We start from the raw sequence: 1,396 nt of genomic DNA, 5'->3' as shown, positions 1-1,396 counted from the left end.
CTGATAGCAAGCTGTACTTGTACAGTGAAGTGGCTGATACCATGCTTCCAGGAAAAGTCTCTAAGCTTCAGTTACACAGGAATCGTACCCGAAACCGACACAGGTGGTCAGGTCGAGTAGACCAAAGCGCTTGAGAGAACTCTGCTGAAGGAACTAGGCAAAATGGTACCGTAACTTCGGGAGAAGGTACGCTGCTGACGGTGATGGGACTTGCTCCCTGAGCTATTGGCAGCCACAGAAACCAGGCCGCTGCAACTGTTTATTAAAAACATAGCACTCTGCAAACACGAAAGTGGACGTATAGGGTGTGATGCCTGCCCGGTGCTGGAAGGTTAATTGATGGGGTTAGCGTAAGCGAAGCTCTTGATCGAAGCCCCAGTAAACGGCGGCCGTAACTATAACGGTCCTAAGGTAGCGAAATTCCTTGTCGGGTAAGTTCCGACCTGCACGAATGGCATAATGATGGCGGCGCTGTCTCCAGCAGAGGCTCAGTGAAATCGAAATCGCTGTGAAGATGCAGTGTACCCGCGGCTAGACGGAAAGACCCCGTGAACCTTTACTGCAGCTTGACATTGAACTTTGACCTTACTTGTGTAGGATAGGTGGGAGGCTTTGAAGTTAGAACGCTAGTTCTAATGGAGCCGTCCTTGAAATACCACCCTGGTAATGTTGAGGTTCTAACTCTGCCCCGTAATCCGGGGCGAGGACCATGTCTGGTGGGTAGTTTGACTGGGGCGGTCTCCTCCTAAAGAGTAACGGAGGAGTACGAAGGTGCGCTCAGCGTGGTCGGAAATCACGCGTAGAGTATAAAGGCAAAAGCGCGCTTAACTGCGAGACCCACAAGTCGAGCAGGTACGAAAGTAGGTCTTAGTGATCCGGTGGTTCTGTATGGAAGGGCCATCGCTCAACGGATAAAAGGTACTCTGGGGATAACAGGCTGATACCGCCCAAGAGTTCATATCGACGGCGGTGTTTGGCACCTCGATGTCGGCTCATCTCATCCTGGGGCTGAAGCAGGTCCCAAGGGTATGGCTGTTCGCCATTTAAAGAGGTACGCGAGCTGGGTTTAGAACGTCGTGAGACAGTTCGGTCCCTATCTACCGTGGGCGCTGGAAATTTGAGAGGATCTGCTCCTAGTACGAGAGGACCAGAGTGGACGAACCTCTGGTGTACCGGTTGTGACGCCAGTCGCATCGCCGGGTAGCTATGTTCGGAAGGGATAACCGCTGAAAGCATCTAAGCGGGAAGCCTACCTCAAGATAAGATTTCCCTAGGAATTTATTCCTCTAAAGAGCCGTTCGAGACTAGGACGTTGATAGGTTGGGTGTGGAAGCACGGTGACGTGTGAAGCTGACCAATACTAATTGCTCGTGAGGCTTGACTATACAACACCCAA

1 rRNA gene is annotated in these 1,396 nt (G+C 51.6%); it reads left to right on the top strand.

The annotated features are described in order from the left end of the window. A 23S ribosomal RNA gene (locus MN869_RS20315) occupies positions 1 to 1,385 on the top strand; the annotation flags it as partial. Positions 1,386 to 1,396: the final 11 nt, after the last annotated feature.

This window comes from Acinetobacter sp. NIPH1876 (genome assembly GCF_022808535.1).
Classification (GTDB): domain Bacteria; phylum Pseudomonadota; class Gammaproteobacteria; order Pseudomonadales; family Moraxellaceae; genus Acinetobacter; species Acinetobacter higginsii.
This window is presented reverse-complemented; position numbering and strand designations above follow the sequence as displayed.